Annotated in this window: 27 protein-coding genes and 4 tRNA genes; 17 read left to right on the forward strand and 14 right to left on the reverse strand. The window is 58.8% G+C overall.

Translation table 11 applies throughout. The features are described 5' to 3' along the window. Positions 1 to 153 precede the first annotated feature (153 nt). The 5 genes from gltX (at position 154) to LJU29_RS10475 (ending at position 2273) form a co-directional block, all read left to right on the forward strand. Complete coding sequence (gene gltX, locus LJU29_RS10455; protein ID WP_005734390.1) at positions 154 to 1635, forward strand: glutamate--tRNA ligase; 1482 nt, start codon at positions 154 to 156, stop codon at positions 1633 to 1635. Positions 1636 to 1783: 148 nt separating this feature from the next. Beyond that, positions 1784 to 1859 (forward strand) — tRNA-Ala (locus tag LJU29_RS10460). Positions 1860 to 1947: 88 nt separating this feature from the next. After that, a tRNA-Glu gene (locus LJU29_RS10465) sits at positions 1948 to 2023 on the forward strand. 52 nt (positions 2024 to 2075) lie between these two features. Next, a tRNA-Ala gene (locus LJU29_RS10470) sits at positions 2076 to 2151 on the forward strand. A 46-nt stretch (positions 2152 to 2197) separates the two neighbouring features. Then, positions 2198 to 2273 (forward strand) — tRNA-Glu (locus tag LJU29_RS10475). Positions 2274 to 2579: 306 nt separating this feature from the next. On the opposite strand, the gene LJU29_RS10480 is transcribed toward LJU29_RS10475, so the two are convergent. The 11 genes from LJU29_RS10480 to LJU29_RS10530 all read right to left on the reverse strand — a co-directional run bounded on the left by LJU29_RS10480 (position 2580) and on the right by LJU29_RS10530 (position 9852). Then, a complete protein-coding gene (locus LJU29_RS10480) occupies positions 2580 to 3206 on the reverse strand; it encodes a recombinase family protein (protein ID WP_257112263.1) in 627 nt (208 codons plus the stop codon). A 193-nt stretch (positions 3207 to 3399) separates the two neighbouring features. Further along, positions 3400 to 3531 carry a hypothetical protein gene (locus LJU29_RS10485; protein WP_257112264.1) on the reverse strand — a complete coding sequence of 44 codons (132 nt, stop codon included), beginning with the start codon at positions 3529 to 3531 and terminating at the stop codon, positions 3400 to 3402. 208 nt (positions 3532 to 3739) lie between these two features. After that, positions 3740 to 3949 carry a hypothetical protein gene (locus tag LJU29_RS10490; RefSeq protein WP_257112265.1) on the reverse strand — a complete coding sequence of 70 codons (210 nt, stop codon included), beginning with the start codon at positions 3947 to 3949 and terminating at the stop codon, positions 3740 to 3742. A gap of 182 nt (positions 3950 to 4131) precedes the next feature. Continuing rightward, positions 4132 to 4386 (reverse strand): hypothetical protein, encoded by a 255-nt coding sequence (locus LJU29_RS10495; protein ID WP_257112266.1) that lies wholly within the window; start codon positions 4384 to 4386, stop codon positions 4132 to 4134. A gap of 42 nt (positions 4387 to 4428) precedes the next feature. Then, positions 4429 to 4941: a hypothetical protein gene (locus LJU29_RS10500; protein WP_257112711.1), complete on the reverse strand. Its 513-nt coding sequence runs from the start codon at positions 4939 to 4941 to the stop codon at positions 4429 to 4431. A 110-nt stretch (positions 4942 to 5051) separates the two neighbouring features. Continuing rightward, positions 5052 to 6023: a hypothetical protein gene (locus tag LJU29_RS10505; protein WP_257112267.1), complete on the reverse strand. Its 972-nt coding sequence runs from the start codon at positions 6021 to 6023 to the stop codon at positions 5052 to 5054. A gap of 43 nt (positions 6024 to 6066) precedes the next feature. Next, positions 6067 to 6321: a hypothetical protein gene (locus tag LJU29_RS10510; RefSeq protein ID WP_257112268.1), complete on the reverse strand. Its 255-nt coding sequence runs from the start codon at positions 6319 to 6321 to the stop codon at positions 6067 to 6069. Between the two features lie 23 nt (positions 6322 to 6344). After that, on the reverse strand, positions 6345 to 6764 hold the full coding sequence (locus LJU29_RS10515; RefSeq protein ID WP_005760419.1) for a hypothetical protein: 420 nt from the start codon (positions 6762 to 6764) through the stop codon (positions 6345 to 6347). A 246-nt stretch (positions 6765 to 7010) separates the two neighbouring features. Beyond that, entirely contained in the window at positions 7011 to 7256 is a 246-nt protein-coding gene (locus LJU29_RS10520) for a terminase gpP N-terminus-related DNA-binding protein (RefSeq protein WP_257112270.1), read from the reverse strand. 105 nt (positions 7257 to 7361) lie between these two features. After that, positions 7362 to 8162 carry a helix-turn-helix domain-containing protein gene (locus LJU29_RS10525; RefSeq protein ID WP_257112271.1) on the reverse strand — a complete coding sequence of 267 codons (801 nt, stop codon included), beginning with the start codon at positions 8160 to 8162 and terminating at the stop codon, positions 7362 to 7364. A 277-nt stretch (positions 8163 to 8439) separates the two neighbouring features. Next, entirely contained in the window at positions 8440 to 9852 is a 1413-nt protein-coding gene (locus LJU29_RS10530; RefSeq protein ID WP_257112272.1) for a DUF6538 domain-containing protein, read from the reverse strand. 447 nt (positions 9853 to 10299) lie between these two features. On the opposite strand from LJU29_RS10530, the gene LJU29_RS10535 reads away from it, so the two are divergent. The 3 genes from LJU29_RS10535 (at position 10300) to LJU29_RS10545 (ending at position 12329) form a co-directional block, all read left to right on the forward strand. Beyond that, positions 10300 to 10761, forward strand: coding sequence for an acyl-CoA thioesterase (locus LJU29_RS10535; RefSeq protein ID WP_004658990.1), 462 nt, complete (start codon positions 10300 to 10302; stop codon positions 10759 to 10761). Positions 10762 to 10790: 29 nt separating this feature from the next. After that, a complete protein-coding gene (locus LJU29_RS10540) occupies positions 10791 to 11756 on the forward strand; it encodes a tRNA dihydrouridine synthase (RefSeq protein ID WP_257112273.1) in 966 nt (321 codons plus the stop codon). 129 nt (positions 11757 to 11885) lie between these two features. Continuing rightward, on the forward strand, positions 11886 to 12329 hold the full coding sequence (locus tag LJU29_RS10545; protein WP_002552950.1) for an Hsp20 family protein: 444 nt from the start codon (positions 11886 to 11888) through the stop codon (positions 12327 to 12329). A gap of 45 nt (positions 12330 to 12374) precedes the next feature. Here the strand turns inward: LJU29_RS10545 and LJU29_RS10550 are convergent, their stop codons facing one another. Then, positions 12375 to 14564 carry a putative bifunctional diguanylate cyclase/phosphodiesterase gene (locus tag LJU29_RS10550; RefSeq protein ID WP_004667509.1) on the reverse strand — a complete coding sequence of 730 codons (2190 nt, stop codon included), beginning with the start codon at positions 14562 to 14564 and terminating at the stop codon, positions 12375 to 12377. 70 nt (positions 14565 to 14634) lie between these two features. Further along, entirely contained in the window at positions 14635 to 15504 is an 870-nt protein-coding gene (locus LJU29_RS10555; RefSeq protein ID WP_002552953.1) for a LysR family transcriptional regulator, read from the reverse strand. Between the two features lie 145 nt (positions 15505 to 15649). Between LJU29_RS10555 and leuC the strand changes: the two genes are divergently transcribed. From leuC to LJU29_RS10600, 9 genes are all read left to right on the forward strand, one after another. After that, the gene (gene leuC / locus LJU29_RS10560; RefSeq protein ID WP_002552954.1) at positions 15650 to 17074 is read left to right on the forward strand and encodes a 3-isopropylmalate dehydratase large subunit; all 1425 of its coding nucleotides are present in this window, start codon (positions 15650 to 15652) and stop codon (positions 17072 to 17074) included. A 10-nt stretch (positions 17075 to 17084) separates the two neighbouring features. Next, positions 17085 to 17726 (forward strand): 3-isopropylmalate dehydratase small subunit, encoded by a 642-nt coding sequence (leuD, locus tag LJU29_RS10565; protein ID WP_005753311.1) that lies wholly within the window; start codon positions 17085 to 17087, stop codon positions 17724 to 17726. A gap of 147 nt (positions 17727 to 17873) precedes the next feature. Beyond that, the gene (gene leuB, locus LJU29_RS10570; RefSeq protein ID WP_005753313.1) at positions 17874 to 18956 is read left to right on the forward strand and encodes a 3-isopropylmalate dehydrogenase; all 1083 of its coding nucleotides are present in this window, start codon (positions 17874 to 17876) and stop codon (positions 18954 to 18956) included. Positions 18957 to 19026: 70 nt separating this feature from the next. Beyond that, positions 19027 to 20139 (forward strand): aspartate-semialdehyde dehydrogenase, encoded by a 1113-nt coding sequence (gene asd / locus LJU29_RS10575; protein WP_257112274.1) that lies wholly within the window; start codon positions 19027 to 19029, stop codon positions 20137 to 20139. Positions 20140 to 20319: 180 nt separating this feature from the next. Further along, complete coding sequence (locus LJU29_RS10580; protein WP_257112275.1) at positions 20320 to 21324, forward strand: 2-dehydro-3-deoxygalactonokinase; 1005 nt, start codon at positions 20320 to 20322, stop codon at positions 21322 to 21324. 1 nt (position 21325) lies between these two features. Next, on the forward strand, positions 21326 to 21961 hold the full coding sequence (locus LJU29_RS10585; RefSeq protein ID WP_057453461.1) for a 2-dehydro-3-deoxy-6-phosphogalactonate aldolase: 636 nt from the start codon (positions 21326 to 21328) through the stop codon (positions 21959 to 21961). Between the two features lie 23 nt (positions 21962 to 21984). Next, on the forward strand, positions 21985 to 23163 hold the full coding sequence (gene dgoD / locus LJU29_RS10590; RefSeq protein WP_255872618.1) for a galactonate dehydratase: 1179 nt from the start codon (positions 21985 to 21987) through the stop codon (positions 23161 to 23163). A gap of 300 nt (positions 23164 to 23463) precedes the next feature. Then, positions 23464 to 24774 carry an MFS transporter gene (locus tag LJU29_RS10595; RefSeq protein WP_002552961.1) on the forward strand — a complete coding sequence of 437 codons (1311 nt, stop codon included), beginning with the start codon at positions 23464 to 23466 and terminating at the stop codon, positions 24772 to 24774. Positions 24775 to 24850: 76 nt separating this feature from the next. Then, positions 24851 to 25660, forward strand: a complete 810-nt coding sequence (locus LJU29_RS10600) for an IclR family transcriptional regulator (RefSeq protein WP_005753322.1) — start codon at positions 24851 to 24853, stop codon at positions 25658 to 25660. An 11-nt stretch (positions 25661 to 25671) separates the two neighbouring features. Here the strand turns inward: LJU29_RS10600 and LJU29_RS10605 are convergent, their stop codons facing one another. After that, positions 25672 to 26724 carry an NAD(P)-dependent alcohol dehydrogenase gene (locus LJU29_RS10605; protein ID WP_004664663.1) on the reverse strand — a complete coding sequence of 351 codons (1053 nt, stop codon included), beginning with the start codon at positions 26722 to 26724 and terminating at the stop codon, positions 25672 to 25674. Positions 26725 to 26746 lie beyond the last annotated feature (22 nt).

Genomic DNA, 26746 nt, shown 5'->3' on the forward strand with positions numbered 1-26746 from the left:
CAGAACCGCCGTGTGACGCAGAGCGTCACGAACTGCATTCCCACGCGGAGCGTGCGGAACGATAGGTGTTCCGGCGATTACCTTTCACGCTGGAGCCGCATGCCCCCAGCCTGTTAACATTCCGCGCTTGATTGACCTATTTCGGGATTTTCCATGACCACCGTTCGTACCCGCATCGCGCCATCGCCCACGGGCGACCCTCACGTCGGCACGGCCTACATTGCGCTGTTCAACTACTGCTTTGCCAAACAGCATGGCGGCGAGTTCATTCTGCGCATTGAAGACACCGATCAACTGCGCTCGACCCGCGAGTCCGAACAGCAGATCTTCGACGCACTGCGCTGGCTGGGTATCGAGTGGAGCGAAGGGCCGGATGTCGGTGGTCCACACGGCCCGTACCGTCAAAGCGAGCGGGGCGATATCTACCAGAAATACGCGCAGCAACTGGTCGAGCTGGGTCACGCCTTCCCGTGTTTCTGCACCGCCGAAGAGCTGGACGAGATGCGCGCCGAGCAACAGGCCAAGGGTGAAACCCCGCGCTATGACGGCCGCGCCTTGCTGCTCTCCAAGGAAGAAGTGCAGCGCCGCCTGGACGCTGGCGAGCCCCACGTGATTCGCATGAAAGTGCCGACCGAAGGCGTCTGCGTCGTGCCGGACATGCTGCGCGGCGAAGTCGAAATCCCGTGGGACCGCATGGACATGCAGGTCCTGATGAAGACCGACGGTCTGCCGACCTACTTTCTCGCCAACGTGGTCGATGACCACCTGATGGGCATCACCCACGTACTGCGCGGCGAAGAATGGCTGCCATCGGCACCCAAACTGATCCTGCTTTACGAGTACTTTGGCTGGGACAAGCCACAGCTGTGCTACATGCCGCTGCTGCGTAACCCGGACAAGAGCAAGTTGTCCAAGCGCAAGAACCCGACCTCGGTGACCTTCTACGAGCGCATGGGCTTCATGCCTGAAGCCATGCTCAATTACCTGGGGCGCATGGGCTGGTCGATGCCGGACGAGCGCGAGAAGTTCTCGTTGCAGGAAATGGTCGACAACTTCGACCTGTCGCGTGTCTCGCTGGGCGGGCCGATCTTCGATATCGAAAAACTGTCCTGGCTCAATGGTCAGTGGCTGCGTGATCTGCCGGTCGAGGAGTTTGCCAGCCGGTTGAAAACGTGGGCACTGAACCCAGACTACATGATGAAGATCGCACCGCACGTGCAGGGCAGGGTAGAGACCTTCAGTCAGGTCGCTCCGCTGGCCGGGTTCTTCTTCGCCGGTGGCGTTACGCCCGATGTGAAGCTGTTCGAGCACAAGAAGCTGTCCCCGGAGCAGGTCCGTCAGGTGATGCAGTTGATCCTGTGGAAGCTGGAGTCGCTGCGTCAGTGGGAGAAAGACCGGATCATGGGTTGCATCCAGGCCGTCGTTGAGCACCTCGAGCTCAAGCTGCGTGACGCCATGCCCCTTATGTTTGCGGCGATTACCGGCCAGGCCAATTCGGTCTCGGTGACCGATGCGATGGAAATCCTCGGTCCGGACCTGACCCGCTTCCGCCTGCGTCAGGCCCTGGATTTGCTGGGTGGCGTTTCGAAGAAAGAAAACAAGGAATGGGAAAAGCTGCTGGGCTCCATTGCCTGAGGCGTTCCCTGTTCCTGTCAGTCGCCCCCGGTTTTCCGGGGGTTTAAAGGTAAGTGGTTGTATTACCGACAAAAAAGTTTGGAAAATGTAAAAAATAAATTTGACAGCCCTGTCACTCACGCTTAATATGCGCCCCGTCCACTGATGTGGGGCTTTAGCTCAGCTGGGAGAGCGCCTGCATGGCATGCAGGAGGTCAGCGGTTCGATCCCGCTAAGCTCCACCAAATTTAGCGTTTCAGAGCGCTGCTACACTGCTCTGAAACGATGTGAAACAAGCGGATCCAGCAATCGTTTGTTTTGTAAGAAGGTTTTGTCCCCTTCGTCTAGTGGCCTAGGACACCGCCCTTTCACGGCGGTAACAGGGGTTCGAGTCCCCTAGGGGACGCCAGTTTCACCGAGTGATACTTCAACGTTGATCTCCGCCGCGAGGCGATAAATCCGGGGCTTTAGCTCAGCTGGGAGAGCGCCTGCATGGCATGCAGGAGGTCAGCGGTTCGATCCCGCTAAGCTCCACCAAATTCGCCAGGGTTCATCGTTCGATGAACCTGACTGAAGGTTTTGCGTCCCCTTCGTCTAGTGGCCTAGGACACCGCCCTTTCACGGCGGTAACAGGGGTTCGAGTCCCCTAGGGGACGCCACGATTTCCCGCTCTGCGGGACCAAGGGTCATTCGATTATTGAATGGCCCTTTTGTTTTTTTGGCTATGAAAGCCCCGGTTTATAAGGCTTTCAGCTATCTCCGTACCGTTCGTCGGCAACGTGCGTCCGTACCGTGTGTCACACTCAGAACAGCTAGAAATTCCCTCCTTTGACCTGAACTGAACATTGCTTGCGAGCGGTGCACAGGGGTCCGAGCGTTCCCCAGTGTTCACAGGGATTACTCTTGCACCGCTCGGTGTTGTCGTTGTTTCAGGCGGTGCACAGGGGTAGGGGTTTCGGGCGCTCTCACGCCGGTACGTCCAGCTCACGCTTAACGCGCTGTACGGTCTGTGTGCTGCATCCAACCAGCTCAGCCACTTTACGGATGCTCTTGCCATCGGTCAGCAGCTCACGCACACGCTGGTGCAGGCTCTCGTCTATCTGTCTGCCCTTGTATGCGCCCTCAGCCTTTGCTTTCTCAATGCCTTGAGCTTGACGGCGGCGGCGGTCCTCATAGTCCTTACGGGCTACAGCAGCGAGCATATCCAGCAGCATCGTATTGATTGCGCCCAGCATCCGGCCTGTGAAGTCGTCACCCTTGCGGGCAGGCTGCATAGCTTGATGTGAGGTAGGTAGGTCCAAGGCAACAACCAGCACGCCTTTGGATTGCAGTTCCCCCCGGAGTTTCAGCCAGTCAGATTCGTTCAGGCGTGCCAGTCGGTCTACCTGCTCAACCAGCAGCACGTCTCCCGGCTCGCAGTCAGACAGCAGGCGGAACAGCTCAGGGCGCTCAAGTGTGGCCCCTGATTCATTCTCTGTGTACCAGCTCGCCACACGCTGCCCATGCTCAAGAGCGAAGGAACGTAGCTGCTCCCTAGCTCGGGTAGCGTCCTGCTCGATAGTGGATGCTCGGAGGTATGCGCGGATCATCATGGCGAAGCGCTCGTGTTGATTTGGGTGTAGTGATAATGATTGTGGTGATTTGAGTTGTCAAGCGATTCATATCATCACGAATAAGGGTCTGTATCAGCACGCAAGGCTGAGACTTCTGAGGTATACCCGTATCACTACATATCGAGTGCCTTATAGATCCACGGGAAAGCCAAGGACTCTCCCGAGGACTATGTTATTTCTTCTTCTTATCTCCCTTGCCCGGTGGTGGGATTGTTTCTACTGTGGTTGTCTTAGGACGCCGTTTAGCTTCCTCAACCGGGATGAACTGACCCGAACCTGAATCCCTGCCGCGTTTGTTCGCCATAGCTCTGCTCCTTGATAGCTCGTCGCCACATAGCGACACGTCAAAGCTAGCTCACAGCCTCAGCTTTGCAACTGTTCATGGTGCGAGGCCCACGGGGGCAATGGCCTTGCCTTTAGTTCAGGGACACCCTCGCTTGAGCACAACATTTTTAAGCTGCGAGTGCAGACCAGACGCAGGCCCGACGCAGGACGAAAAAGGGAAGCAGCCCTTAGGCCGCCTCCAGTACTTCTAGGTGTTGCTCCAACAAATGAATCTGTCGTTCACGCTCGGCATGCTCAATCAGGATTTCACGGACAGTCCACGCCGGTACTGTCTCCAGAACCATATCCCACTTCATTAATCCGCCAAGGTCTTCCCCTTCCCAATCGACGATCACAGAAAGGGTGTAATTCCGGGGCCAGATACAGTGATGGGTCATGCTCTTGTCATACGGCCATGTTGGTTCCTTAGGGCAGCCCGCCACGGTCTTGGTAGGCGAGCCACATACCATGTACACCATGCCACTGGGCGAGGTATCCGACAGGGCGTATTCCTCATGCCAAGGTTTGATAACAGGCCTCTGGTTCCTTCTAGCGGCTACACCGCGTCCCCGGCTCATGCCTACACCACGGCGGTGCGGTGTTCAGCGCGGTGCAGGGCCACCAGTACATCAGCGGCAAGATATCGCTCGCTATTTAGCCCCACGACCCAAGTGCCATTATTGGTGCAGCTACCAGCCACCTCCCCAATGTCCCGGCTACGGGAGCCGGTGCTGCCGTTCCAGCGCTTCCAGCGTAAACCGCTAGGGCTACTCAGGTCGGCGCTGATTACATCTTGAAGCGCGTTCAAGACTTGTTTAGTAATGCGAGCTTTCATATATGTTCCTCCAAGGGGATGCGGCCCGCCCCAGAGGGCAGGTTATTTGCGTGAGTTTTGTGTTGTAGAAACGGCGGTAGCGATCAGCCGGACCAGTTGGACCAGTTCGCGGCTTTGCTTAAGAAAAGGGGTGAGAACTCCCCGGATCAGTTCAGAATCACCAGACAGCAGGGCATCGACAGCAAGCATTAGCGGTTCAGTGTCGAGGACAACGGACCCGGCGCGGATCACCCGCCCACCTTCAAGACTGTACCGACCGACGACCACAGGCCCCAGCCGACCTAAGATGCTCCGCTGATCCATCAAGCGCTGTGTACGCTGGTGGCGTTGCTGCCAGTTCTCCGATGCTTGATCATCCGTTGCGGTGTACACAGTGCCGCCGTCTGGCAGCTCCTTGAACACTTGCAGTACGCGGGCACCATTACATGCGCGACACGTCAGGTTCCGGGTGTGGCGTTCGCAGCCACTACACTCCGCACAGTTCCAGTTCGGATCGTCGAAGGTCTTAGCCCCGGACATGACAGCGGCGTATCGGGCCGGGGCTAGTTGGCGCATGCTGTTCAAGCGGTTCTCATACCCCGGATAACCTAGTCGCATACGGATCAGGTCGTCTGCTGTCGGGTGCTGCCCGCGCCGTAGCGCAGGTCTCGAATCCCAAACCCCGCTCACAGCAGCGCACGGAGTTTGTCAGGAAACACAGCACCCAAGTACGGCGCAGGCTTCGCAGCTTGAGAGCGAGTCAGCATTACCTGTTCACGCTCAGCAAGGGCACGGGCAGTACCAGCGGCGGACGCCTCCAACGGAATCCATTGCTGATCCGTGTGAACGCTCAGCACCCAACCCTCGCCCGGTTGAACGGTAAGGGAGTACGAGCGAGAGCCAGCAGCGTCCACACCGGTATCAAGCGTTACAGCGCCACGGGAGGTGCAAGCCTCGGCCCATGCATCAGCGAACGCACGCCAGTTCTGAGCACGACCAGCGACCAAGGCCGGTACATCCACCTTTGGCCCCGCAAGGTTCTGCGCCATACCGGCGCGGTCGGAATCGACCAGCTCCAGCAGGAATTTGAATTCCTCTTGAGTCAGATGCTCAGCGGCCTTGATAGCGGCTACCTCGCCTCGCAGGGCGGATAGAACTCGATCCTTCCATGTGTCGTGGGCGCTTACAGCAGCATTGCGCTCACGTTCGGCCAGTACATCCCAGCGGTTTCCGATCAGAGAGTTAACCGCGTACGCAGCGAACACACGCAGGGCGTACCGCAGATCCTCAGGCGTCTTAATGGGTTCTCCCACTCCAGCACGCACGGCGAGGCGCAATGCATCGCTGAGCTGTGCGCCGTTCGCACGCAGGTTACTGGATACGTTCTCCGATGCTGGTACACCCACAATGCGTGGAGCACGGGATGGCAGGTCGGCAACGGAATCAGCGGCGGCGATTGCATCAGCCTTAGCCAGCAGCTCGTCAAGGTCCGGTAGTTCCTGCTCACCGCCAAAGTGCAGGACGTTCGTCACAGCAGGGGCCAGGGTAACGGATGCTGCTGGTACAGCATCGTCGAAGCTCAAAGGTGCCAGCAGGTCAGCATCAGTCAGGTTCGCCAGTACAGCGAGGTGAGCGGCGGATGGGTTGAAATCGGTCATTGGTCAATCTCCTTACAGGTGGTGGGCAGGATTGCCCGAGGGGTTACTCGGCAGAGTTGCGATACGCGGCGGCGAAGTCTTGAGCAGCGGCAGTGTCCTCAGCGGATTGACTGGTGTTGCTCAGGTAGTACGCGGTCAGTGCCAAGTCGCCACGGGTCAACTCTTTACCCTCAAGGATTTGAGCTAGCTCGTCCTCGTACCGGGCCTTTGTCGAAGGCCGGGACAGACTGCGCAGGTGGCTGGTCAGGAACTCGATGCGTTGACGCTCGGTGTAGCTCAGTGCGGTTTTCTTGGTCATTCGTGTTCTCCTTCGATGGTGGGTCAGTGGGTGGTTACAGCGGTGCGCTCGGCGGCAAGCTCAAGCAAGAGGCCAACCACAGCGAATAGGGGCCAAGTGGGATTCAGAGCTACAAGCTGCTTGTACGAACTACACCCCGTGGCGTCTTCGATTGCGGTCAAGTCAAGGCCAAGGCGGGCGCTGTATTTGCGCAGGCCACCGGCTGTACAGCGGACGTACCACGCTGGCAGACGAATTCCAGTTGCAGCGGCGAGCGTTCGCCAGTGCTCGGTATCAGCGAAATCGAGGCGCAGGTTCTGGCGTGCGTATTGCTGCGCAGCCTCACGCGCAGCAGTGGCCGCATTAGCTTGCTGACTCTGCCAAGGGCCTGGCACGAATGCGCGGGTGGTGTTGACGGTGTTTACGGATTGCGATTGCATGAAACCTCCAAAGGGGATTGACATAGCTTCGCCATTACCCCGGATTACCGAGCGTGAAACGCACGATTGGTCAGAGTCTTGGTGTTGGTATGTCTTTTGAGTTAGCGCAGGAATTCACCCGGAAACTCGGGGATTTAGACTGCTATTGATTGATGTGCGCGTGGTCGAGAAGCAATGCGGCTGCACTGCCTCGGGATAGGTGCCAGCGTCCGAAAGGAGTAAACGTCGCTGGCGGCTGCTCCGACGACCAATCGGCTCAGCGGGAAATAGTTAAGCGTCTTCGTAGTCATGGTCGAGGTGGGTGCCCGCGTTGTAGCGGCGCATCCAGTAATCTTCGGGTGATTCGTACGGTACTTCGTCGATCCACTCCTGAACGGTGCTTACGCTTTCGCCTAGCTCATCGGCTATCTCTGCTGGCGTCTGCCCATCGTGTGCCATGCGCCGGGCTTGGTGGTACGGCATCAATTCGGAGTCGTCGATAATTACGGTGCCGTCTGGGAGGTTAATGTGGGCCAAGGTCGGTGCTCCCGTGGAAGGTTATGAATAATGAGTACGTAGTACTCTTAAGGTTTGGGTCAATTTCAGGGGTGCCAAAGGGTGCCAAACCTGACACCCAATTAATCACAAGGCTTTAACCCAGTTGCGCACAGTGGATTGACTGCGACCGATGCGGCCAGCAATTGCCTTGTAGCCTAGTCCGTCCGAGTGCAGGCGCAGTGCCTCGGCCCTTGGATCAACACCGGCATCATCTACAGCGTGTCGGGCATCCATGACAGCTAGGCGTGCTTCCAGCTCCGCGATACGACGGGCATGCTCGGCCTCGCTTTGCTCAAGGCGAGCAAGGCGGGCTTGTGTTCTCATGTTCACGGCAATTCCCTCAAGGCTTCCCGATAGCGTGTCAGCGGCCAAACGCATGTACTCGCGCCTACCTTCATTCAGGATCATTCGTTGGGCGTTCGGGTGCTGGGCGTGCTTCTGTAACGACTTCTTGACCTTACGTCGCGAGCCAGTCTTTCCAGCGATACGGGCGACTTCCTCAGCAGGCACACCGGCATCAAGCAGGGCAGCACGGGGCGCGGTATTGCCCTCAGCGTCAATCACCAGCAGCACAGCATCATCAACAGTCTGTTGGCTCGTCCTGTACCGGCCAGCGTGTTCAGTGGCGCAGGCGCGGTAGAATTCCTGCTCTGCACGTTTCAGAGCGAGGAACTTGTCACGGGACTCACTTCGACCTTGGCCGGTGTAGTCGCGGTACAGCGCCAGAACTACTTTGTAATTGGCATCGTTCAGCAGTTCTTTGATAGGCACACCGTGAGATGATTCCAGCGCTTCCCAGAACATCGTTTGTACACGGTTGAATCCATCTGTTGGGTCTAAGAACTGCACAGGCAATCCGTCCAGCATGTCCTTTAAAGCGTTCATTCAAGTCCTCATTTCATAGGCGATGCCTTTAGTTGGTGGTGGGAGTTTAGAAAGGGAAGTGCCGCAACGCTTCTGATCAGAAGACATGTCGTGTTTCACCTCAGTAGTACATGGCACTACAGCCAGAGAGAGTCGCAGCAAGTACAGTCACTCTCTCTGGTGTGCAGAGTGGTTATCTATTCAACACATGAAGAATTCCGAGTCCAGAACACCCCGGTTTTAAAGGGTCTGACGAGATTTAAGCACGCAACGGAATCCGTCACAGCAAAGGCCAGGATCAGTCGGGAATATGCTCTCGGACCTTCGCCAGTAGCTCACGCGGTCGGTCTAACGGCTGAGTGCCGCCGTAGATGCTAGTAGCCTTAGCCCCGGCTGGCGTGTGCCCTAGGATGCCGCCCACCTCATCTGTCGTAGCCCCAACTGCGCGCAGCAGGTCAGCGCAGGTATGCCTCTGGCTGTACAGGCTCAAGCCAGAGTCTTCGCCTAGGGAGCGGGTGAATACACGGGACAGGCTCTTTACTCGTTGGCGCACCCGTTTATCACGCTCGGCGGGAGTGGCCCCAGCAGGCATGTTCAATCCCAACAGCACGGCACGGAACAAGGATTCATCATCAGGATGTACCGGTAAGTCACGACGGCTTGCCGCGTTCTTACCCCCGCTTAGCGCAGCCTTGAACACCAATTCACGCTTGCCCAGCACGTCAACACGGTGTCCCAGCGCGTCCGGGCCTTCTTGCAGTAGCTCACTCGGGCGCAGGGCGTACCGTGCCAGCAGAACAACGGCGGGGTAGTGCACGGGAGTACTGGCTTTGATTTGTGAGTGCAGCGCCAGCATCTCTTTAAGTGGGATCGGTTGGCGTTGGTCCTTGCTCATACCAGCGCCTGAGCGGACGGCCTTGGCTACTGCCCCGGCTTTCGGCAATACCATGCCAGCCCATCCCGGTATCCGTTTTAGTACCGCTAGCAGGCTGTAAGCATCGGAATGCACAGACGTAGGTTTACCGCCCCCGGCCAGCTTCTCAGTGCAGTACTGCATCAGGCTCTGTACTTGCTGTTCCTGAGTGCTAGGCCATTTCAGTACCTTCCTGCTCAGGCTTCGTACTTTGTCTGCACGGCCCTTGCTCACGCCTTCGCAGTACTCATCTAGCACATGCTCGTACACCTTCGCGGTGCAGGTTCCGGCAGGTGCGTCAGGCGCAGTACTGGCACGCACAGATGTAGCTGTGTCGTCGGTGTGAACTGGTACAGGATTGCCGTCTAGCACGCTGTCTAGCGCCCGGAGCGCCGCTCTAGCAGTGACAGGATGCATCTGCACACCGGGCGGCATCTGCCCCTGAGCGTGCGCCTCAAGCGCCTGCTTCTTCCACTCAATCTCTGCCTGCCAGCCGGGGCGTTGCATCCGGTCTACCACGTCAAGCGTGATGCTGCGCACGACGGCATCAAGGTTGCCCAGTACATCGGCTGCACTCGGCGTCGGTACAGCCTCGGGCACGTTCTCAGGGGCGGACAGGGCGGTATCACAAATGCGGTCGAACTCCACCGATACGACGTGCGCCAGCCTCAGTGCCTCGGATCGATCAGCAGTACCCAAGGCCCTACGGTACTCAGTACGTCCGACTACCTCGGCAACGTCAGCAGGGAATCGACGACGGTAGCTGTATCGACCGTCGCGGCGGGTGAGGTAGGACATTCAGAAACTCCAATGCTGCACGTGTATCGGACGCAGGGAACGTGCACATGCCCCAGAATGGTCGTCCTGAATAAGCTGTGTGTACCAATGTGAACCCCGCTCTAGCCCATGAATATAGGGGCTTACAGCGAGCTTTACTAATCGTGTGTGTAACAGCCGTCGGATTATTGAATGGCCCTTTTGTTTTTTCAGGGTTTGAAAAATCGCCCTTCCTGCTTCTATTTATTCCCACAGGTATGTGTTCAGCCTGCAATTGCGGTTTCAGCCCTTTTATCCGGGCTTATTCAGACTTGTGTATGACTTTGAGCGCTGGAGCGTGAGGAATGTACAGGTCCTTTCGCGAACAAGTTCGCTCCCACGGCCTTCGGCCAGAATCAAAAGCAGACGCGCCACTATCCTGACTTCGCTACACTCCCGCCAATCACATTCACTCAAGCAGGAGCACGCATGGTCTGGGATCGGGCAACGCCTTTCGTCATTGATCTGAACGTCGGCGCTGAAGACATCGACGGGCTGGGGCATGCCAATAATGCCGTGTACGTCTCCTGGCTGGAGCGCTGTGCCTGGCGGCATTCGCAGTATCTGGGCCTGGACCTGACCGAATACCGGCGTCTGGACCGGGCCATGGCGGTGGTCAGACACGAGATCGACTATCTGGCCAGTGCCTATGAGAACGATGAACTGCAACTGGCGACCTGGATCGTCGATTGGGATCGCCGCCTGAAAATGACCCGTTGCTTTCAGCTCAAGCGACCCGCCGACAACCTGACGTTGCTGCGCGCGCAAACCACCTTTGTCTGCATCGAACTGTCCAGCGGTCGGCCCAAGCGCATGCCCGCCGAGTTCATCGAGGGCTATGGCGCAGCCATCCCTGACGGCACCGTTCCCAATCCGCACGCCGGGCAGTAAACTGCCGGACTTTTTTTCGAGTGTGACCCATGCAAATTGCTCTGGCGCCCATGGAGGGGTTGGTCGACGACATCCTGCGCGATGCCCTGACGAAAGTAGGTGGTATCGACTGGTGTGTGACCGAATTCATCCGGGTGTCCGAGCGTTTGATGCCTGCGCACTACTTTTACAAATACGCTTCGGAATTCCACAAAGGCGCGAAGACCGACGCAGGTACGCCTTTGTGGCTCCAGCTGTTGGGCTCCGACCCAGTGTGTCTGGCCGAGAACGCCGCGTTCGCCTGTGAGTTGGGCGCACCGGTACTGGACCTGAACTTCGGTTGTCCGGCCAAGACTGTCAATCGCTCCCGTGGTGGCGCAATCCTGCTCAAAGAGCCGGAACTGCTGCATTCCATCTTCAGCCAGGTACGCCGTGCGGTGCCCAGGCATATTCCAGTGACCGCCAAGATGCGTCTGGGTTACGAAAACACCGATGGCGCGCTGGACTGTGCCCGGGCACTGGCTGACGGCGGGGCTGAGCAAATAGTCGTTCACGCGCGCACCAAGGTCGACGGTTACAAGCCGCCCGCGCACTGGGAGTGGATTGCACGCATTCAGGAGGTGGTCAAGGTCCCAGTGGTGGCCAACGGTGAAATCTGGACCGTTGACGATTGGCGTCGTTGCCGGGAAATCTGCGGCGCACGCGACATCATGATTGGTCGCGGGCTGGTGGCGCGCCCTGATCTGGCCCGGCAGATAGCTGCGGCACAGAAGGGTGAAGAGGTCGTGCCGATGACCTGGGATGAGTTGCAGCCCATGCTGCGCGCTTTCTGGCAGGCCTGTCTGATCAAGATGACGCTCATTCAGGCGCCGGGTCGTCTCAAGCAATGGTTGGTGCTGCTGACCAAGAGCTACCCTGAGGCGACCCTGATGTTCAATGCGCTACGCCGCGAAACCGACTGTGATCGAATCGGCGTGATGCTGGGCTGTCTGCCTGGCTGCTCACCCGAAAGCTAACCCCGACGAACGGTCGAAAAAAACCTGAAAAAAGTCTCTTGAAAAGTGAATGGGTATCCCTATTTTGCTGATCAAGCGATGCCGAAAACGGGTCGCGTACACCACTCGCTGATAAACAGGAGAATTGTTATGGCTACTGCATTTTCTCTGGCTCCACTGTTTCGCAACTCAGTGGGTTTCGACCGCTTCAACGACCTGTTCGAGTCGGCGGCACGAAATGAGACAACCAGCGGCTACCCTCCCTACAACGTGGAGCGGCATACCGATGATCATTACCGGATCGTGATCGCTGCAGCAGGCATGCAAGAGCAGGACCTTGAGCTACAGGTCGAGAAGGGCGTATTGACCGTGATCGGCAACAAGCGCGAGCAGGAAGCCGACAACGTGACCTATCTGCATCAGGGTATTGCCCGGCGTGAATTCAAGCTGTCGTTCAGGCTGGCCGACAATATCGAGGTAAAGGGTGCCGACCTGTCTCACGGTCTGTTGAGCATCGACCTGGTGCGCAACGTGCCGGAAGAGGCAAAACCAAAGCGCATTCCGCTCAATACCCAGAAAGTACTGGGCAGCTAATCAGTTGTTCTATAGAAGAGGCGCCTTCGGGCGCCTTTTCTGTCTTCATTCCAGAGACGCAGTTTCCTGAAACTGCCGTTTTAGCAGCAGGTTCTCGAACTGCGGACCCGGCAGTGGTTCGCTGAACAGGTAGCCTTGATAGTTGTAACAGCCCACTCTTTCCAGGAACGCCAGTTGCTCCGGCGTTTCGACGCCTTCAGCGATGACGTTAAGGTTCAGGCTCTGAGCCATGGCCACGATGGCGCGGATGATTTCTGCGTCGTTGGGGTCGCTGGTGGCGTCCTGAACGAAGGACTGGTCAATCTTCAGCGTATCCACCGGCAAGCGCTTGAGGTAAGTCAGTGAGGAATAGCCGGTGCCGAAGTCATCCATCGCAAAACTCACGCCCAATTCCTTCAGGCTGAGCATTTTGAGGATGGTGTCGTCAAGGTTCTGGATGACGATGCCTTCAGTGATTTCCAGCTTGAGCATGGAGGCAGGTAATTGATGCTGCTTGAGGCTGTGTTGCACGCGCTCGATAAAGTCGTTCTGGCGGAACTGACGCGGACTTATATTGACGCCCATCAGGAATTTGTTTTTCGAGATCAGCCCCTGCTTTAAAAGCAGGCCTCCGGTTTTGCAGGCCTCGTCCAGAATATGGCTGCCGACCTCCAGAATCATCCCGCTTTCTTCAAGTATCTGGACAAACTGATCAGGTGACAGCAACCCGTATTCAGGGTGCTCCCAGCGCAGCAGTGCCTCTGCACCGGTAATGTACTGGTCCCGGCAATCGATCTGGGCCTGGAAGTGCAGCTGGAATTCGTTGCGGGTCAGCGCCAGCCGCAAGTCGTTTTCAAGACGCAGGCGCTGGCTGACGGCCTGCTGCATGGATACATGGAAAAACTGTGACGCATTGCGTCCGGAATCCTTGGCGCGATACAGCGCAATATCGGCCCGTTTGAGCAAATCGGCAGGGGCCAGGCCATCGTCCGGAATCAGAACGATGCCGATGCTCGGCGTAACCTGCAGGCGATGACCGTCGAGGAACATCGGTTCGGCCAGCAGCTCGCGAAGGTTGTCGGCCAGCACGCGGACCTGCTGAGTGACTTCATCACGGGTGCCGTCCAGCCCGCAGATCAGCACCACGAACTCGTCACCGCCCAGGCGGGCCACTGTGTCCTCCTGACGTACGCTGGCCTCCAGGCGCGCGGCGATGATGCTCAGCACGCTGTCGCCCACCGGGTGGCCAAGTGAGTCATTGATGTGCTTGAAATGGTCCAGGTCGAGAAACAGCAGGGCACCGCGCAGGTTCTGGTGCTGGAGCAGCGAGACTTGCTGGCTGAGGCGGTCCATCAGCAGCGCGCGGTTGGGCAGCCCGGTGAGCGGGTCGTGATAAGCCAGATGCTGAACCTGTGCCTGGGCGGTTTTCAGCTGGCCGATGTCTCGGGCGTTCATCAGCAGGCAGGCGGTGTTGTTCAGGGTGATGAACTCGACCGATATGTCCAGCACCAGGGGCGCGCCGTGCTTGTCCTGACCATTCATTTCCCGATGATGCACGCGGCCTTTCTGGCGTAGTTCGTCAATCATGTATTCGCGCTGCACAGTGTCGGACCAGATACCGATTTCGTGGGCTGTGCGGCCCAGGACTTCCTGAGCGCTGAAGCCGGTCAGGCGACAGAAGCCGTCATTGACCTCTACATAGCGGCCGGACTCGATTTCAGTGATGGTGATCGAGTCCGGGCTTGAGTGAAATGCTTTGGCAAACTTCTCCTCGCTGGCCTCCAGCGCTGACTGGACGCACTGTTGGGTGATGTCCAGCACGGTTCCCGACAGCTTCACGGCCTGGCCATGTTCATTGCGATAGATTCGTGCACGGCTTTCAAGCAAGCGCGATGTGCCGTTTTGCAACTGAAAACGGTAGGTCACCTGCAGGCAATCCTGCTGGTTTTCCAGTGCCGCAGCATAAACTGCGCGCATGCGTCGTCGCTCTTCAGCGGGCAGGCTGCCGAAGAACTGTCGGCCATCCTCGTCGAAGGGCAGTGCCGCCATGCCGTGCAGCGCAGACGCACGCGCCGAGGCTTGCAGCCGGTTGCCGGTAATGTCCAGATCCCAGGTGCCCATATGCGCCAGTTCCAGCGCCAGTTCCAGACGGTCCCGGGTTTGCTGGAGGACGCGCTCCGCGCCTGTCGGCGGCAGGCTGGGGGTGGCTGCCTGTGCAGGGACTTTCAGCACGGAGTTATCCGGTGGGTTGGACATGTGATCACGAGCCTTTAATCGAAAGAACCGATAGGGCGATCAGTCTGCAGTTTGCAGCATGGTCTACCTACTATGTCTGCGCATCGAGCAGTTTCATGAATGCTCTTGCTGCATTCGATAGCGTGCGTTCGGTATGCAGGATGTAGCCTAGCTGGCGATTGAGTTGCACGCCCGGCAATGGAATGCGCGCCACTTGTTCGTCGAGCATGGTGCGTGGCAGAACGCTCCAGGCAAGGCCAATGGAGACCATCATCTTGATGGTCTCCATATAGTTGGTACTCATCGCGATGTTGGGCTTGAGGCCCTGGGCTTCGCACAAGCCGCTGACAATGTGATGGGTAAACGTGTTACCGCCCGGAAATACTGCCGGATAGCGCACGACATCCTCCAGTTTCATGGGGCCGCTGTTGGCCAGCGGATGTTCCGGTGCCGCGACGAAGTCCAGCGGGTCGTCCCACACGGGCACGGCGCGGATCAGCGTATGCGGTTCGGGTGCGAGTGTAATGACTGCCAGTTCGGCGCGCCCGTGAAGAATTTCCTCATAGGCAATTTCCGAGTCCAGGAACTGAATGTCCAGTGCGACCTTTGGATAGGTCCGGGTAAATGCCCGTAATACCGGGGGCAGGCGATGCAGGCCAATGTGGTGACTGGTCGCCAGAGTCAGCCGCCCGGTGACTTCGCCGGTCAGGTTGGTCAGCGCGCGGCGAGTGTCATCCAGAACGTTCAGAATCTGATAGGCACGTGGCAGCAGGGCGCGTCCGGCCTCGGTGAGGCTGACTTCCCGGCCCAGGCGGTCGAACAGGCGCACATTCAATTGCTGCTCCAGACCGGCAATGCGCTTGCTGATGGCCGGTTGAGTCAGGTACAGGCGTTCGCCTGCCCCGGAAAAGCTGCCGGTCTCGGCGATGGCAATAAAAGCATTAAGGTTGGCGAGATCCATGGTCGGATTCCATTTGGTTATCCAAAGTATGAAAATTATGAATTTGAGTTATTTAAGCATATTCCATACGATGACCGCATAAGCCAAGGGGTCATCGTCACGATTGCCCAAGGCATAGAAACAAGCTGATGAGGAAGTACGTCCGATGGCCGGGAAAACGCTCTACGACAAGCTCTGGGATTCGCATTTGGTCAAGCAGCGCGACGACGGTTCGGCGCTGATCTACATTGACCGCCATATCATCCATGAAGTGACCTCGCCGCAAGCGTTCGAAGGCCTGCGGCTGGCGAAGCGCAAGCCATGGCGGATCGACTCGATCATCGCCACGCCTGACCATAACGTGCCGACCACGTCGGAACGCAAGGGGGGTATCGACGCCATTGAAGATCAGGTGTCGCGCCTGCAGGTGCAGACTCTCGACGACAACTGCGACGAGTACGGCATTACCGAATTCAAGATGAACGATCCGCGTCAGGGTATCGTTCATGTGATCGGCCCGGAGCAGGGCGCAACCCTGCCAGGCATGAGCGTGGTCTGCGGCGACTCGCACACCTCGACCCACGGCGCATTTGGTGCGCTGGCGCACGGTATCGGCACTTCCGAGGTCGAGCACGTGCTTGCGACTCAGTGCCTGGTTGCCAAGAAAATGAAGAACATGCTGGTCTCGGTCGAAGGGCAACTGCCGTTCGGCGTGACGGCTAAAGACATCGTGCTGGCCGTGATTGGCAAGATTGGTACGGCAGGCGGTAACGGTTACGCCATCGAGTTCGCTGGCAGCGCAATTCGCGACCTGTCGATCGAAGGCCGCATGACCATCTGCAACATGTCCATCGAAGCCGGTGCCCGGGTCGGCATGGTTGCCACCGACGAAAAGACCGTCGAGTACGTCAAGGGTCGTCCGTTTGCCCCTAAAGGTGCGGAATGGGACCTGGCAGTCGAGGCCTGGAAGGATCTGGTTTCCGACGCTGACGCTGTATTCGACACCGTGGTCAGGCTGGACGCCGCGCAGATCAAGCCACAGGTCAGCTGGGGCACTTCGCCGGAAATGGTGCTTGCCGTCGATCAGAACGTGCCGGACCCTGCGCAAGAGCCGGATCTGGTCAAGCGTGGCTCCATCGAGCGCGCCTTGAAGTACATGGGCCTGAAGGCCAATCAGCCGATCACCGATATCCAGCTGGACCGGGTGTTCATCGGTTCCTGCACCAACTCGCGGATCGAAGACCTGCGCGCGGCTGCCGACGTCGCCAAGGGCCGCAAGGTGGCTGCGACCATCAAGCAGGCCATCGTGGTGCCGGGTTCGGGCCTGATCAAGGAACAAGCCGAGAAGGAAGGGCTGGACAAAGTGTTCATCGAAGCCGGTTTTGAATGGCGTGAGCCGGGCTGCTCGATGTGCCTGGCGATGAACCCGGACCGCCTGGGTTCCGGCGAGCATTGTGCATCCACGTCCAACCGCAACTTCGAAGGCCGTCAGGGCGCTGGCGGCCGCACGCATCTGGTAAGCCCTGCGATGGCTGCCGCGGCGGCGGTCAATGGCCGTTTCATTGACGTTCGCGACTTGATCCAGCTCTGAGGAATCCAGCATGAAAGCCTTTACCCAGCACAATGGCCTGGTCGCTCCTCTGGATCGTGCCAATGTCGACACCGACCAGATCATCCCCAAGCAGTTTCTCAAGTCGATAAAGCGCACGGGTTTTGGCCCGAACCTGTTCGATGAGTGGCGTTATCTGGATGTGGGGCAGCCGTATCAGGACAACTCCAAGCGTCCGCTGAACCATGACTTCGTGCTCAACCACGAGCGTTATCAGGGTGCAAGCGTGCTGCTGGCCCGGGAAAACTTCGGTTGTGGCTCCAGCCGCGAGCATGCGCCGTGGGCACTGGAAGAGTATGGTTTCTGCGCGATTATTGCGCCGAGCTACGCGGACATTTTCTTCAACAACAGCTTCAAGAACGGCCTGTTGCCGATCATTCTGTCTGAAGCCGAGGTCGACGAGCTGTTCAAGCAGGTCGAGGCCAGCCCCGGCTACCAGTTGAGCATTGATCTGCAGGCACAGACCGTGACCCGTCCCGACGGCAAGGTGCTGAGCTTTGAAATCGATGCGTTCCGCAAACATTGCCTGCTCAACGGCCTGGACGACATCGGCCTGACGCTGATGGACGCTGACGCCATTGCCAGTTTCGAAAGCAGGCATCGCGCCGGTCAGCCGTGGCTGTTCCGCGACTGATTGATTCATCGCAACCTGTCTGTTTGCCAGCAAGGGGCCCTGCGCCTTGCTGGCAAAAGTGTTTAAGACAGGTGATAAATTTTTCGCCGCTGCGAGCGTTATAAACAGGCGTTGTTCACGACGCCGATGCACAAAATCGAGGATGTTATGAGCAAGCAGATTCTGATTCTCCCAGGTGATGGTATTGGTCCGGAAATCATGACCGAAGCGGTCAAGGTGCTGGAACTGGCCAACGAAAAGTATCAGCTGGGCTTTGAATTGACCCACGACGTGATCGGCGGCGCAGCCATCGACAAACACGGCGTGCCGCTGGCAGACGAGACCCTGGATCGCGCCCGTGCGGCCGATGCCGTACTGCTGGGCGCAGTCGGCGGCCCGAAATGGGACACCATCGAGCGCGACATCCGTCCTGAACGCGGTCTGCTGAAAATTCGTTCGCAACTGGGCCTGTTTGGCAATCTGCGTCCGGCGATCCTTTACCCGCAACTGGCGGATGCGTCGAGCCTCAAGCCGGAAATCGTTGTCGGTCTGGACATCCTGATCGTCCGCGAACTGACCGGTGGCATCTACTTCGGCGCGCCACGCGGCACTCGCGTGCTGAATAATGGCGAGCGTCAGGCCTATGACACGCTGCCGTACAGCGAAAGCGAGATCCGCCGCATTGCCAAGGTCGGTTTCGACATGGCCATGGTGCGTGGCAAAAAGCTCTGCTCGGTAGACAAGGCCAACGTGCTGGCGTCCAGCCAGCTGTGGCGCGAAATCGTCGAGCAGGTGGCCAAGGATTACCCTGAAGTCGAACTCAGCCACATGTATGTCGATAACGCCGCCATGCAGCTGGTTCGTGCGCCCAAGCAGTTCGATGTAATCGTGACCGACAACCTGTTCGGCGACATTCTGTCCGATCAGGCGTCGATGCTCACCGGTTCCATCGGCATGCTGCCGTCGGCTTCGCTGGACACCGCCAACAAGGGCATGTACGAGCCTTGTCATGGTTCGGCGCCGGACATCGCCGGCAAAGGCATTGCCAACCCGCTGGCGACCATTCTGTCGGTATCGATGATGCTGCGTTACAGCTTCAACCTGACCGATGCTGCTGACGCCATCGAGAAGGCGGTCAGCGTGGTACTGGATCAGGGCATTCGCACCGGCGACATCTGGTCGGAAGGCAAAGTCAAAGTTGGTACGCAGGAAATGGGCGATGCAGTAGTCGCCGCGCTGCGGAATCTGTAATCTCTCTGGCCCGCCGCCTGCTGTGCATGCGCAGAGCGGTGGTCCCACTTTTATTCAAGGTGTAGTTGCGATGAAACGTGTAGGTCTGATCGGTTGGCGCGGCATGGTCGGTTCCGTGCTCATGCAGCGGATGCGGGAAGAGCAGGACTTCGATCTCATTGAGCCGGTGTTTTTCACTACTTCCAATGTCGGTGGCCAGGCGCCTTCGGTGGGCAAGGATGTTGCGCCACTGAAAGACGCCTACAGCATCGACGAGCTGAAAACCCTGGACGTAGTGCTGACCTGTCAGGGTGGCGACTACACCAATGAGGTGTTCCCCAAGCTGCGCGAAGCCGGCTGGCAGGGTTACTGGATCGATGCCGCCTCCAGTCTGCGCATGCAGGATGACGCCGTTATCGTGCTCGACCCTGTGAACCGCAAGGTCATCGATCAGCAGCTGGATGCGGGCACCAAAAACTATATCGGCGGCAACTGCACGGTCAGCCTGATGCTGATGGGCCTGGGCGGTCTGTTCGACGCCGGGCTGGTCGAGTGGATGAACGTCATGACCTATCAGGCGGCCTCCGGAGCCGGCGCGCAGAACATGCGTGAGCTGATCAGGCAGATGGGCGCCGTGCATGCCTCGGTGGCCGATGATCTGGCCAACCCGGCCAGCGCCATTCTGGATATCGACCGCGAGGTGGCTGAAGCCATGCGCAGCGAGTCGTTCCCGACCGAGAATTTCGGCGTGCCACTGGCGGGCAGTCTGATCCCGTGGATCGACAAGGCGCTGCCGAACGGCCAGAGCCGCGAAGAGTGGAAAGGCCAGGCCGAGACCAACAAGATTCTCGGTCGCTTCAAGAGCCCGATCCCGGTCGACGGCATTTGCGTACGCATCGGTGCCATGCGTTGCCACAGCCAGGCGCTGACCATCAAGCTGAACAAGGATGTGCCGATTGCGGACATCGAAGGCTTGATCAGCCAGCACAACCCTTGGGTCAAGCTGGTGCCGAACAACCGTGAAGCCAGCATGCACGAGCTGAGCCCGACTGCCGTAACCGGCACCATGAGTATTCCGGTGGGCCGTTTGCGTAAACTGAACATGGGTTCGCAGTACCTGGGTGCCTTTACCGTGGGTGACCAGCTGTTGTGGGGCGCGGCAGAGCCGCTGCGCCGCATGCTGAGAATCCTGCTGGAGCGTTGAGGCTTCGGTTTTACAGCAAACCCGCTTTCCGAAAGGAAGGCGGGTTTTTTAGTGCCTGATACTTTTGATTGACTGTCTTTTTTCCCTATATATGGGATTGAAATTTACATATTGAGATAAGTGTAACAACGGGTTTATAGTCGTCCTGCACTCACTTCCAAAAAAACAACAGGTGACGCAATGCAGGCGCAATTGATCGCGCTCGATTGGGGGACAACCTCACTTCGTGCTTATCGACTTGGCGAACATGGCCAGGTACTGGAACAGCGCGCATTGAGCGCGGGCATCATGCAGTTGCCGACCACGCCGCGGCTGATCGCGGGGCAGTTCTGCAGTGACGGTTTCGAACTGGCCTTTGACCAGGCGTGCGGCGACTGGCTCGATGCCCAACCGGACCTGCCGGTGATTGCCTGTGGCATGGTCGGCAGCGCACAGGGCTGGCGCGAGGCGGCTTACCGGGAAACGCCGGCCAGCGTCAATGAGCTGAGCGCAGCGCTGCAGACGGTGCGCAGCGTGCGCGGCGTGACGGTGCACATCATCCCCGGCGTCCTGCAACGCTCGACCCTGCCCAACGTCATGCGTGGCGAAGAAACCCAGGTGCTGGGTGTGCTGGCCGGCCTGGACGCCGGGCAGAGTAGCCAGCAGCTGCTGATCGGTCTGCCCGGCAGCCACTCCAAATGGGTGCAGGTAGAACGGGGTCGCATTGTTCACTTCGACACCTTCATGACCGGCGAGCTCTACGCCGCGCTCTGCGCGCACACTATTCTGGGACGCACCATGCAGCCTTCGGAGGCGTTCGACGAGCAGGCGTTTGACCGCGGCTTGTCGATTGCCCTGTCCGACGCGGGCTCTGCAGGGCCGCTGTCGACGATTTTCAGCACACGAACGCTCGGCCTTACCGGGCAATTGGCTGCCAGTGCGCAACCTGACTATCTTTCCGGCCTGTTGATTGGCCATGAACTGGGCGCCATCGCCAGGCTGCATCTGCACAACCACGAACAATTGCCTGCGGTGATCCTCATCGGCAGCGATTCGCTGTGCACGCGCTATGCACGCGGGCTGGCCGTTTGTGGCTTTCCCGGCGTGACATTGGCCGAGCAGGCGACCGAGCGCGGCCTCTGGCAGGTCGCCGTTCAAGCCGGTCTGATCGCGCGCCGCTCGTCCCAACACATTCGAGAGGTTTGACATGCTCAAGCAAGCATTGAAGGAAAACGGTCTGGTCGCAATCCTGCGCGGCCTGCGTCCCGAGGAAGCGCCTGCGATTGGCGATGTGTTGTACGAGGCCGGGTTTCGAGTCATCGAGGTGCCGCTCAACTCTCCACAGCCGTTCGACAGCATCCGCTTGTTGCGCCAGCAACTGCCGGCCGATTGCCTGATCGGTGCGGGAACGGTGCTGACCCCGGAGCAGGTGACTCAGGTCAAGGATGCCGGGGGGCAGGTGATTGTCATGCCGCACAGCGACGCCAAGGTGTTGCGTGCCGCCAAGGCTGCCGGGCTGTTCCTCTCACCGGGCGTGGCGACGCCGACCGAAGCCTTTGCCGCGCTGGCCGAAGGAGCTGATGTACTGAAGCTGTTTCCTGCCGAGCAGATGTCGCCCGCAGTGGTCAAGGCGTGGCTGGCGGTATTGCCCAAGGGCACGATTCTGTTGCCGGTCGGGGGGATCTCGCCGGACAACATGAAGGTGTTCCTTGATGCCGGCGTTAAAGGCTTTGGCCTGGGCTCCGGGCTATTCAAGCCAGGCATGAGCGTCGCCGACGTTACTGAGCGCGCCCAGGCCTATGTGGCTGCCTGGAAGCAGCACAGCGCAACGCTTGCAGGCTGACCGGCGCCGGTAGTCGCTATCCAATAAGAGAATCAACAAGAGAAACCGCACCCATGAAAATCACCAAACTCACCACGTTCATCGTTCCGCCACGCTGGTGCTTCCTCAAGGTCGAGACCGACGAGGGCGTTGTCGGCTGGGGCGAGCCAGTGGTCGAAGGCCGTGCGCACACCGTGGCCGCTGCAGTGGAAGAGCTCTCCGATTACCTGATCGGCAAGGACCCACGCAATATCGAAGACATCTGGACGGTGCTGTACCGCGGCGGCTTCTATCGGGGTGGGGCGATCCACATGAGCGCTCTGGCCGGCATCGATCAGGCGTTGTGGGACATCAAGGGCAAGGCCCTGGGCGTTTCCGTCAGCGACCTGCTCGGTGGTCAGGTGCGTGACAAGATTCGCGTCTATTCGTGGATCGGTGGTGACCGCCCTGCAGACACGGCGCGGGCTGCGAAAGAAGCGGTCGGACGTGGTTTTACTGCGGTGAAAATGAATGGCACCGAAGAGCTGCAATTTCTCGATACCTTCGACAAGGTCGACCTGGCGCTGGCCAACGTGGCTGCCGTGCGCGATGCCGTCGGGCCGAATGTCGGCATCGGTGTGGACTTCCATGGCCGGGTGCACAAGCCCATGGCCAAGGTGCTGATGAAAGAGCTGGACGCCTACAAGCTGATGTTCATCGAGGAGCCGGTGCTCAGCGAGAACTATGAAGCACTGAAGGAACTGGCACCGCTGACCAGCACGCCGATTGCCCTGGGTGAACGGCTGTTCTCACGCTGGGACTTCAAGCGCGTGTTGAGCGAAGGTTATGTCGACATTATCCAGCCTGATGCGTCCCACGCCGGTGGCATCACTGAAACCCGCAAGATCGCCAATATGGCCGAAGCGTATGACGTCGCGCTGGCGCTGCATTGTCCGCTCGGGCCTATCGCGCTGGCGGCATGCCTGCAACTGGACGCGGTTTGTTACAACGCCTTCATTCAGGAACAGAGCCTGGGCATTCACTACAACGAAAGCAACGATCTGCTCGATTACGTGAAGCACCCGGAAGTCTTCGACTACGACAAGGGCATGGTCAAGATTCCCAACGGGCCGGGCCTGGGCATCGAGATCAACGAAGAATATGTCATCGAACGCGCGGCCATCGGCCACCGCTGGCGCAACCCGATCTGGCGCCATGCCGATGGCAGTTTTGCCGAGTGGTAGAGCACAGTAAATCCCCATAACTATCGTTCCCGCGCTCTGCACTCAGCGTTATACATAAGTCCTGAGAAGCCCGTAGATCGGGCTTCTGCCCGGAGGGCGTGGGAGCGAACCTGTTCGCGAAGAAGGTAGTTCAGCCGATGCGTTTTTGGGGAATGCACTGGCCCTTTCGCGAACAAGTTCGCTCCCACGGCCATCAGCCAGAATCAAAAGCGGATTTGTATAGCACTGAGCGCGGGAGCGTGAGAACAAGAGCCCATCTGAAACACAGACCTCAATAAATCCAACAAGAGGCTACATTCCATGCGCACTCGAACTCTTGAGGGTGCGGCATCCCTGGTGACGCCGTCCCGCAAACGTTTCTTCATCATGGTGCTGCTGTTCATTACGGTGGTGATCAACTACCTGGACCGCAGCAACCTGTCGATTGCCGCTCCGGCGCTGACCGCCGAGCTGGGCCTTGATACGGTTCACATCGGGCTGATCTTCTCCGCGTTCGGCTGGACCTATGCCGCCATGCAATTGCCTGGTGGCTGGCTGGTGGACCGTGTGCCGCCGCGTATCCTTTACACCGCGGCGCTGCTGCTGTGGTCCATTGCGACCATCATGCTTGGTTTTGCGGCCAGCTTTATTGCGCTGTTCGTACTGCGCATGGCGGTCGGTGCGCTGGAAGCACCTGCCTATCCGATCAACAGCCGTGTCGTGACCACCTGGTTTCCCGAGCGCGAGCGGGCTACCGCCATTGGCGTCTATACCTCGGGGCAGTTCGTCGGCCTGGCGTTTCTGACGCCGGTGCTGGCCTGGTTACAGGCGCACTATGGCTGGCACATGGTGTTTGTCGCTACAGGTGGTGTCGGTGTGCTGTGGGCGTTGATCTGGTATACGGTCTATCGCGAGCCGCGTGACTTCAAAGGCGTCAATCAGCAGGAAATCGACCTGATCAAAGAGGGCGGCGGTCTGGTAGACATCCAGAAGGATGTCGAAAAACAGAAGCAGGGTTTCAGCTGGCTGGACCTGGGCATTGTGTTGAGCAAGCGCAAGCTGTGGGGGATCTATCTGGGCCAGTTCTGCCTGAACTCCACGCTGTGGTTCTTCCTGACCTGGTTCCCGACCTATCTGGTGAAATACCGCGGCATGGATTTCATCAAGTCCGGGCTACTGGCGTCATTGCCGTTTCTCGCGGCGTTTGTCGGCGTGCTGTGTTCGGGGTTCTTCTCCGACTGGCTGATCCGTCGCGGGCATAGCGTGGGCTTTGCGCGCAAGTTGCCAATCATTGCCGGGCTGCTGATCTCGACCTCGATCATCGGTGCCAACTTCGTTGACTCCACACCATTGGTTATCACCTTTCTGGCGCTGGCATTCTTCGGCAACGGTCTGGCGTCGATCACCTGGTCGCTGGTGTCGACCCTGGCCCCGGCGCGCTTGCTGGGCCTGACTGGCGGCACGTTCAACTTCATCGGCAACCTCGCCGCCATCGCCACGCCGATCGTGATCGGCTTTCTGGCAACCGGTGACTCGTTTGCGCCTGCCATCACTTACATTTCAGTGCTGGCATTGCTGGGCGCGCTGTCGTACATCCTGCTGGTAGGCAAAGTAGAGCGTATCGAGCTCTGATGTCGACGTATCTGGACGCTGGCGGCGATAATGCCGTCAGCTTTTCGATCCGCCCCTTTTATGAAAATGGCCTGTCATGCACAACGATTCGATCATCCCTGAAAAAATTACCGGCAAAGAACCGGCGCCGACAGGGACCCAGACTCTGTCGCGCGGGCTTGGCGTTGTGCAGGCGGTGGCCGGTGGCGCACGCGACCTGAAGGAAATCGCCCGGCTGATCGGCACCACACGCAGTACCACGCACCGGCTGGCCAGTTGCCTGGTCGAGGAGCGCTATCTTCGGGTGGTGCCTCAAGTGGGTTATCTGCTTGGGCCGAAACTGATTGAGCTGGGGTTTCAGGCGCGCGAAGAAGTGCCACTGGCAATTCTCGCCCGGCCGTATCTGGATCGGCTGTCGGAGCTGACGGGCGATACGGTGCATCTGGCGGTGCGGGAAGGGGACGACGTGCTTTATCTGCACAAGAACCCTGGTCGCAATGGCCCGGAAATGCGCTCACGGGTCGGGCATCGCATGCCGCTGGTGCGAACCGGTATCGGCAAGGCGTTGCTGCTGGACAGCGGGTTGCCGGAGTGGCAGCGCTTGTATGACGCCAGCATGCCGAGCAGTGGCAGGAATGCGCTGTGGCCTGCTCATGAGCAGCAAACCTGGGAGCAGTTGCAGGCGCGAAGGGAAGAATACGTGCAGGGAGGGTATGCGTTCGATCTGGAGGACAACGAACCGTCGATCCGTTGCGTTGCAGCGCCGGTACGTGATGCCAGCAAACAGATCGTTGCCGGCATCAGTGTCGCCAGTACCGTGCCCTACATGCCGCTGGAGAAGATGGCCGAGCTGGTCCCGCTGATCAAGCAGATAGCAGCGGAACTCTCGGCCGATCTCGGCGGCTGATTCGTAGTGAATCAGGCCTGCAGCGTGGCCATGTCGATCACGAAGCGGTATTTCACGTCACCGGCCAGCATGCGCTCGTAGGCTTCGTTGATATTGCGGATATCGAGCATTTCGATGTCGCAGGTGATGTCGTTCTCGGCGCAGAAATCCAGTACTTCCTGGGTTTCAGCGATGCCGCCGATCAGCGATCCGGCCAATACGCGACGGCTCATCACCAGGTGGGCTGCATGGACTGGCGGCTCGACCGGTTCGATCAGACCGACCAGAATGTGCACGCCGTCAAAGCGCAGTGTTTCCAGGTAGGGGTTCAGGTCATGCTGGACCGGAATGGTGTCGAGCAGGAAGTCGAAATGACCGGCAGCGGCTTTCATCTGTTCAGCGTCGGTGGACACGATCACATGATCTGCACCCTGACGACGTGCTTCCTGAGCCTTGGCTGCGGAGCGAGTGAACAGGGTCACTTCAGCGCCCATTGCCTTGGCGAACTTGATGCCCATGTGGCCCAGACCACCCATGCCCAGAATACCGACCTTGTCGCCAGCCTTCACACCGTAGTGCTTGAGTGGCGAATAAGTGGTGATGCCTGCGCAAAGGATTGGCGCAGCAGCAGCCGGGTCGAGTTTCTCTGGAATGCGCACAACGAAATGCTCGGCGACCACGATGCTGTTGGAGTAGCCGCCCATGGTGTTGCTGCCGTCTACGCGGTCAGGCGTGGCGTAGGTCATGGTCGGACCTTCCAGGCAATACTGTTCGAGATCCGATTTACAGGCCGAGCATTCGCGGCACGAATCGACCATGCAGCCAACACCGACCAGATCGCCAACCTTGTATTTGCTGGCGTTGGTGCCAGTGGCGGTGACGCGACCGACAATTTCATGGCCAGGCATCAGCGGGTAGACGGCGATGCCCCATTCGTTGCGCGCCTGGTGAATGTCAGAGTGGCAGACGCCGCAGTAGAGGATTTCGATGGCAACGTCGTCGGCACGCGGAGCGCGACGTTCGAAGGTCATCGGGGCGAGGGGGGCGGTAGCGGACTGTGCGGCATAACCGATAGCTGTGTACATGTTTGACCTCGCAAGGTGTTAC

It is taken from the genome of Pseudomonas ficuserectae (assembly GCF_024584585.1).
Taxonomy (GTDB): Bacteria; Pseudomonadota; Gammaproteobacteria; order Pseudomonadales; family Pseudomonadaceae; genus Aquipseudomonas; species Aquipseudomonas amygdali.

Excerpts from the sequence above, each read along its gene's own strand:
- gltX (WP_005734390.1), top strand. The coding sequence starts at position 154 with ATGACCACCGTTCGTACCCGCATCGCGCCATCGCCCACGGGCGACCCT.
- LJU29_RS10480 (WP_257112263.1), bottom strand. The coding sequence starts at position 3,206 with ATGATGATCCGCGCATACCTCCGAGCATCCACTATCGAGCAGGACGCT.
- LJU29_RS10485 (WP_257112264.1), bottom strand. The coding sequence starts at position 3,531 with ATGGCGAACAAACGCGGCAGGGATTCAGGTTCGGGTCAGTTCATCCCG.
- LJU29_RS10490 (WP_257112265.1), bottom strand. The coding sequence starts at position 3,949 with ATGACCCATCACTGTATCTGGCCCCGGAATTACACCCTTTCTGTGATC.
- LJU29_RS10495 (WP_257112266.1), bottom strand. The coding sequence starts at position 4,386 with ATGAAAGCTCGCATTACTAAACAAGTCTTGAACGCGCTTCAAGATGTA.
- LJU29_RS10500 (WP_257112711.1), bottom strand. The coding sequence starts at position 4,941 with ATGCGCCAACTAGCCCCGGCCCGATACGCCGCTGTCATGTCCGGGGCT.
- LJU29_RS10505 (WP_257112267.1), bottom strand. The coding sequence starts at position 6,023 with ATGACCGATTTCAACCCATCCGCCGCTCACCTCGCTGTACTGGCGAAC.
- LJU29_RS10510 (WP_257112268.1), bottom strand. The coding sequence starts at position 6,321 with ATGACCAAGAAAACCGCACTGAGCTACACCGAGCGTCAACGCATCGAG.
- LJU29_RS10515 (WP_005760419.1), bottom strand. The coding sequence starts at position 6,764 with ATGTCAATCCCCTTTGGAGGTTTCATGCAATCGCAATCCGTAAACACC.
- LJU29_RS10525 (WP_257112271.1), bottom strand. The coding sequence starts at position 8,162 with ATGAACGCTTTAAAGGACATGCTGGACGGATTGCCTGTGCAGTTCTTA.
- LJU29_RS10530 (WP_257112272.1), bottom strand. The coding sequence starts at position 9,852 with ATGTCCTACCTCACCCGCCGCGACGGTCGATACAGCTACCGTCGTCGA.
- LJU29_RS10535 (WP_004658990.1), top strand. The coding sequence starts at position 10,300 with ATGGTCTGGGATCGGGCAACGCCTTTCGTCATTGATCTGAACGTCGGC.
- LJU29_RS10540 (WP_257112273.1), top strand. The coding sequence starts at position 10,791 with ATGCAAATTGCTCTGGCGCCCATGGAGGGGTTGGTCGACGACATCCTG.
- LJU29_RS10545 (WP_002552950.1), top strand. The coding sequence starts at position 11,886 with ATGGCTACTGCATTTTCTCTGGCTCCACTGTTTCGCAACTCAGTGGGT.
- LJU29_RS10550 (WP_004667509.1), bottom strand. The coding sequence starts at position 14,564 with ATGTCCAACCCACCGGATAACTCCGTGCTGAAAGTCCCTGCACAGGCA.
- LJU29_RS10555 (WP_002552953.1), bottom strand. The coding sequence starts at position 15,504 with ATGGATCTCGCCAACCTTAATGCTTTTATTGCCATCGCCGAGACCGGC.
- leuC (WP_002552954.1), top strand. The coding sequence starts at position 15,650 with ATGGCCGGGAAAACGCTCTACGACAAGCTCTGGGATTCGCATTTGGTC.
- leuD (WP_005753311.1), top strand. The coding sequence starts at position 17,085 with ATGAAAGCCTTTACCCAGCACAATGGCCTGGTCGCTCCTCTGGATCGT.
- leuB (WP_005753313.1), top strand. The coding sequence starts at position 17,874 with ATGAGCAAGCAGATTCTGATTCTCCCAGGTGATGGTATTGGTCCGGAA.
- asd (WP_257112274.1), top strand. The coding sequence starts at position 19,027 with ATGAAACGTGTAGGTCTGATCGGTTGGCGCGGCATGGTCGGTTCCGTG.
- LJU29_RS10580 (WP_257112275.1), top strand. The coding sequence starts at position 20,320 with ATGCAGGCGCAATTGATCGCGCTCGATTGGGGGACAACCTCACTTCGT.
- LJU29_RS10585 (WP_057453461.1), top strand. The coding sequence starts at position 21,326 with ATGCTCAAGCAAGCATTGAAGGAAAACGGTCTGGTCGCAATCCTGCGC.
- LJU29_RS10595 (WP_002552961.1), top strand. The coding sequence starts at position 23,464 with ATGCGCACTCGAACTCTTGAGGGTGCGGCATCCCTGGTGACGCCGTCC.
- LJU29_RS10600 (WP_005753322.1), top strand. The coding sequence starts at position 24,851 with ATGCACAACGATTCGATCATCCCTGAAAAAATTACCGGCAAAGAACCG.
- LJU29_RS10605 (WP_004664663.1), bottom strand. The coding sequence starts at position 26,724 with ATGTACACAGCTATCGGTTATGCCGCACAGTCCGCTACCGCCCCCCTC.